The organism is Wolbachia endosymbiont of Pentidionis agamae (assembly GCF_036711655.1).
Classification (GTDB): domain Bacteria; phylum Pseudomonadota; class Alphaproteobacteria; order Rickettsiales; family Anaplasmataceae; genus JAZHPY01.
The window spans coordinates 1-4432 of record NZ_JAZHPY010000085.1 but is presented as its reverse complement, the minus strand read 5'-3'; the positions used below and the strand labels follow the sequence as shown (position 1 = coordinate 4432).

At 30.2% G+C, this 4432-nt stretch carries 6 protein-coding genes; 4 read left to right on the top strand and 2 right to left on the bottom strand.

Going from position 1 to position 4432, the window contains the following annotated elements:
• Positions 1 to 146 precede the first annotated feature (146 nt).
• The 3 genes from V6U76_RS04630 (at position 147) to V6U76_RS04620 (ending at position 1461) form a co-directional block, all read left to right on the top strand.
• Complete coding sequence (locus tag V6U76_RS04630; RefSeq protein ID WP_333023930.1) at positions 147 to 455, top strand: hypothetical protein; 309 nt, start codon at positions 147 to 149, stop codon at positions 453 to 455.
• A 2-nt stretch (positions 456 to 457) separates the two neighbouring features.
• A complete protein-coding gene (locus V6U76_RS04625) occupies positions 458 to 625 on the top strand; it encodes a hypothetical protein (protein ID WP_333023928.1) in 168 nt (55 codons plus the stop codon).
• Between the two features lie 248 nt (positions 626 to 873).
• Positions 874 to 1461, top strand: coding sequence for a DUF2460 domain-containing protein (locus V6U76_RS04620; RefSeq protein ID WP_333023927.1), 588 nt, complete (start codon positions 874 to 876; stop codon positions 1459 to 1461).
• A gap of 56 nt (positions 1462 to 1517) precedes the next feature.
• Here the strand turns inward: V6U76_RS04620 and V6U76_RS04615 are convergent, their stop codons facing one another.
• Positions 1518 to 2033, bottom strand: a complete 516-nt coding sequence (locus tag V6U76_RS04615) for a hypothetical protein (RefSeq protein WP_333023926.1) — start codon at positions 2031 to 2033, stop codon at positions 1518 to 1520.
• Positions 2034 to 2140: 107 nt separating this feature from the next.
• On the bottom strand, positions 2141 to 3526 hold the full coding sequence (der, locus tag V6U76_RS04610) for a ribosome biogenesis GTPase Der (RefSeq protein WP_333023925.1): 1386 nt from the start codon (positions 3524 to 3526) through the stop codon (positions 2141 to 2143).
• 131 nt (positions 3527 to 3657) lie between these two features.
• On the opposite strand from der, the gene V6U76_RS04605 reads away from it, so the two are divergent.
• On the top strand, positions 3658 to 4432 hold a 775-nt coding region (locus V6U76_RS04605; RefSeq protein WP_333023924.1), incomplete at its 3' end, for a hypothetical protein.

Sequence of the window (4432 nt, the reverse complement as noted above, 5' to 3'; positions counted from 1 at the left end):
TTTCTTCCTTTCTTAATCCAGAATTAGCGTTGCAAATACAAAAGATAATGTAAGTATATGTGGAAAAATAAAAAGTGGATTAAAGTGGATCTTTCATAAAATCTTATTAGGTTGGGAATGATTGTTTAGTAGTAAAAACAAAGCTGATGTTTTACCAAAACAACAAGAGAGTACTAAAAGATAGTTGTGTAGAAAACTATTCTAAAGATGAAGTGTTGAGTTATAGCTACTTCTATGTTACTAATCAGAAATTAACGCTGGTTCTAAATCTAGAACATCTTAAAGAATGCATGATTTTTAGGCAGAATGGTAAAGTGAGTTTAGATGTAAGATGTGTTAATAACAAATATTATATTACTGGTTTTTTTAGTGAACGGGCAGACATAATTAATATAGGTTCAATAAAACACATTATGTCCAGCACAGAGATGTATGACGTAAAGAAAAAGCACTAGGGTTGGCAAGTAGTGAAAAAGTTAAGATAGATACTATAGATCCTACATTAGAACAAAAGTATAATGGACTACTTAGCAATAAAAATATACAACCAAGAGTGCAAGTTATCAATGACAAGATAGAAACTTCTGGTCCAGGTTCATTGTGTACTGATACAATAACATTATAAATTATGGACGAAGTTATAGTAAATGAAAACACCACTGCACAAACAAATATTTTTCTTACAAGTTGTAAGAAATAGCTAAGTCAGTTTAAGAGTCATACCTCTTTATTAACCAAATTTTCATAAAAAATTGCTTCGGGAATTTGGTTTAACGATTATAATAATGAGAGTATGCATTCGAACTAAGAAACAGTTCAAAGCTACTCATCACAATCACAAAAATATTTAAAAAATACAAATAGAAGGACTGTATGTCATTTACAGAAGTAAGATTTCCAGAAGATATATCATATGGATCAACTGGAGGACCAGAATTTTCTACAGATATTGTTACTAGCAGTGAACAACGTAATATCAATTGGTCAATTGCACGTAGCAAATATAATATTGCTTGTGGAGTGAAATCAAATGAGCAATTACTAGAATTAATAACATTCTTTCGAGCGAGAAAAGGTAGAGCTATAGGATTTAGGTTCAAAGATTGGTCTGATTATAAATCATGCAATCAACAGATCGGGGTTGGAAACGGAAAACAAAAAACTTTTCAATTAATTAAGAATTACATAAGTGGTGAAAGCGAATATAACCGCATAATCAATAAGCCAGTACAAGGCAGAGTGAAAGTTTTACTTAATAATGAAGAAAATAATGAATATTCAGTAAAGTACTCCACGGGAGAAATAATATTTAAAAAACCACCTCCAAATAAAACTATTATCACTGCTAACTTTGAATTTGATGTACCAGTACGCTTTGACACTGATCATTTACATTCGTCTATAGATAATTATGGAAGTAAAAGCTGGAATAACATACCACTTATAGAAATAAAGGCATAACACCTACTGCTTTCCGCCCCTCTAAAGAAGGGGCGAAGTTAAACTATAATCCTAAGTTAGAATAAATTTTTCAACTTTTGGAAAAAACCTGGCTTATTATCATTAACTTTTGTAAGTGTTATATCTAAGCTGTACTTAGGATCATGAGGAACATCATATTTAATTTTCAGTGTTGAATCTTTATCATCATACACATGAACATTATTATTACCATAAGGTAATTTTGTTGTGTAACATTTTACTTTCTTCTTATTATCATGTTCTTCCTTTTGACATTCTTTGATTTTGACTAAATCCTTGTCTAAGGATATTGAAATTGGTAATTTATTCCCTGCATACTCTTTAGCTAAAATTTCACTTTGAGGATACATTTTTATTTCTTTACCACCATGGGAATCAAGAAAGTCATTACTCCAAAATTTATTACCGGCATGTATGTGCTCATTTGTAGAATAAGGCATACCACCATAATCACATTGAATGCTGTAATCTCCAACGCCATTATTTCGAAAAAAATCTTGAACAGCAGTGGAACCATCCAAAGCAGAAAAGTTATTATTAATATCTTCCATAGTTCACCCCTAATTTTTTATTTATTGTATAATAATTATATTATTAGTCTAGCAATATTTTTATATGAAAAATTAATTATTGCAACATTTTTTAACATTAGAATACATTACTTTACATAAGGATTCTTACTCTTTTTTAAAAGCAATCTTACAGGCACACCTTTTATGAAGAAAATTTTTCTTAAATCGTTAACCAAGTAGCGTTTATAACTCTCATTAACATCTTCTGGTTTATTGCAAATTAAGGAAAAAGCTGGAGGTTTAGTTCCAATTTGAGCAATGTATTTCATCTTTATAGCTTTTCCTTTTATTAGTGGGTGAGAATGCTTCTCTTTAACATTGATAAGCCATTGATTGAGTTTAGCAGTGCTTATCTTTTTATTTAGTGATTCATTTATTTTAAGACACTCATCTATAACATCGGTGCAACGCATATTTTTTAACGCAGAAATAGTTATTGCTCGAACTTCTAAAAAAAGCCTTGTTACTTCCTGCTCTTTTACAAATTTTACTAATTTACTTCTATCATTCTTATTAATTAAATCCCACTTATTTAAGACAATAATAATTCCTTTACCCCTTTTAATTGCCTCTTCTCCTATTGATAGATCTTGATGTTCAATTCCAGTCATAGAATCAAGCATTAGAACTACAACATGAGAACGTTTAATTGATTCTATACTTTTTTCAACAAATTTTGACTCAAGATTATCAATTATACTTGCCTTTTTTCGAATTCCTGCAGTGTCAATTAAAGTAATTGAGTTTCCATTATAGCTATAATCAATATCGATTGAATCACGCGTCGTACCAGGTTCTGAACTTACAATCAATCTATTTTCCGAAAGCAAATTATTTAAAAAAGTAGATTTGCCAACGTTTGGACGCCCGATGATTGCAATTCTAGGTTTAATAAGCTCATTGTTATATATTTTTTGATCATCTAAATAGCTGATACTTTTGTTCCTTTCTTGAATTGAAATATCATTAGATTCTGAGATATCTGCTCTTTGCTTGAGAACTTTAGATAATGCATCATAAAGATCTACCATACCAAGATTATGTTCAGCAGAAATATATATAGGGCCAATGAAATTAAAAAATTGTAAATAATCTACACTATTTGACCTATGGCTCTCACATTTATTAGCTATTAATATCACAGGCTTCTCTGTTCTTCTTTTTAACCATTTCGCAAATTCCTTGTTTCGATCATTTTGCACTTTTGCATCAACAAGAAAAAAAATTATATCCGAATCAGATAAAGAAAATTCTATCTGTTTCATGATTTGCAGAGAGAAATTGGTTTTGTCATCCCAACCTCCTGTATCGATAAGGCTAAACTCTAAGTCACTAATTCTACCTACTCCTTCTCTTCTATCACGTGTGATTCCTGGAATGTTACTTACCACAGCTGCTTTTCTTCCTATTAACCTATTAAACAAAGTTGATTTGCCAGCATTTGGTAAACCTGTTATAGAAACTTTTAGCATACTATGAGTACATAATAAAAATAAAGTATAGTTAAAATTTTCTAATTAAACTATTGACTTTACAGATCATTGAATTTATAGATTATGGAAATATTCTAAGAATAGAATTCTATCATAAAATTGGAGGTTTTATGCGTACTACAAGTGATACTATAACAATAAATCCAGCTGAAGTTGTTAAGTCAACTCATGGAGATCTCAAACCAGATATACCTTATACAAAAGAAACACGTAAATATAACTATATAACTTTAGGTGAAACATTGAAGAACATTAGTGAGGGTAATGAAGATAAAAATAACCTACTCTATTTAGATGAAAATGATGAAGAAACTAAGAAATTTCTTGACTCAGTTTCAAAAGAAATTGCTGCTTACACAGGTAATAACTCTATAGAAGTAAGATTAAGAGGAAGAAAAGGTAGAACAACATTTACTGCGTGGATATCATTTAAAGAAGATGGAAAAAATCGTGAGTTAAAATTTGATAACTCATTTCCTGGTGAAGGATTAAAGGATATTGATCCAAAGATTGGAGCATTTACTCTGGTATCGCCAGAAGATAGAAGGATTATCCGTATATCTCAAGATAAAGATGGCAAAAAGCTTTATCAAGTGCTGAATGATTCTTGTACAATTAAATTTAATTGGAGTGTAGGTGATAAAAACTGCAGCATCACTCTTACTGTTACTAGAAAAAATGATCAAGAGCACTATAATGATAACGATTATGATGTTGTTATAGATGGCTATAGTGAAGGTTTAAGTTCTGAGGACTTGAAGAAAAATGAATCTGTAAAAATAAAAATTGGTTATTACGAGAATAAGGAGTTTGATAAATATAATAATATGTCTCTTGAAGAGGTAGTCCGAGTTGCTAAAGGTTCACAGCTAGGTTCAAGTGAAG

What these genes read in the sequence shown, in the direction of transcription:
- der (WP_333023925.1), bottom strand. Translation starts at nt 3,526, where the DNA reads ATGCTAAAAGTTTCTATAACAGGTTTACCAAATGCTGGCAAATCAACT.
- V6U76_RS04620 (WP_333023927.1), top strand. Translation starts at nt 874, where the DNA reads ATGTCATTTACAGAAGTAAGATTTCCAGAAGATATATCATATGGATCA.
- V6U76_RS04615 (WP_333023926.1), bottom strand. Translation starts at nt 2,033, where the DNA reads ATGGAAGATATTAATAATAACTTTTCTGCTTTGGATGGTTCCACTGCT.
- V6U76_RS04630 (WP_333023930.1), top strand. Translation starts at nt 147, where the DNA reads ATGTTTTACCAAAACAACAAGAGAGTACTAAAAGATAGTTGTGTAGAA.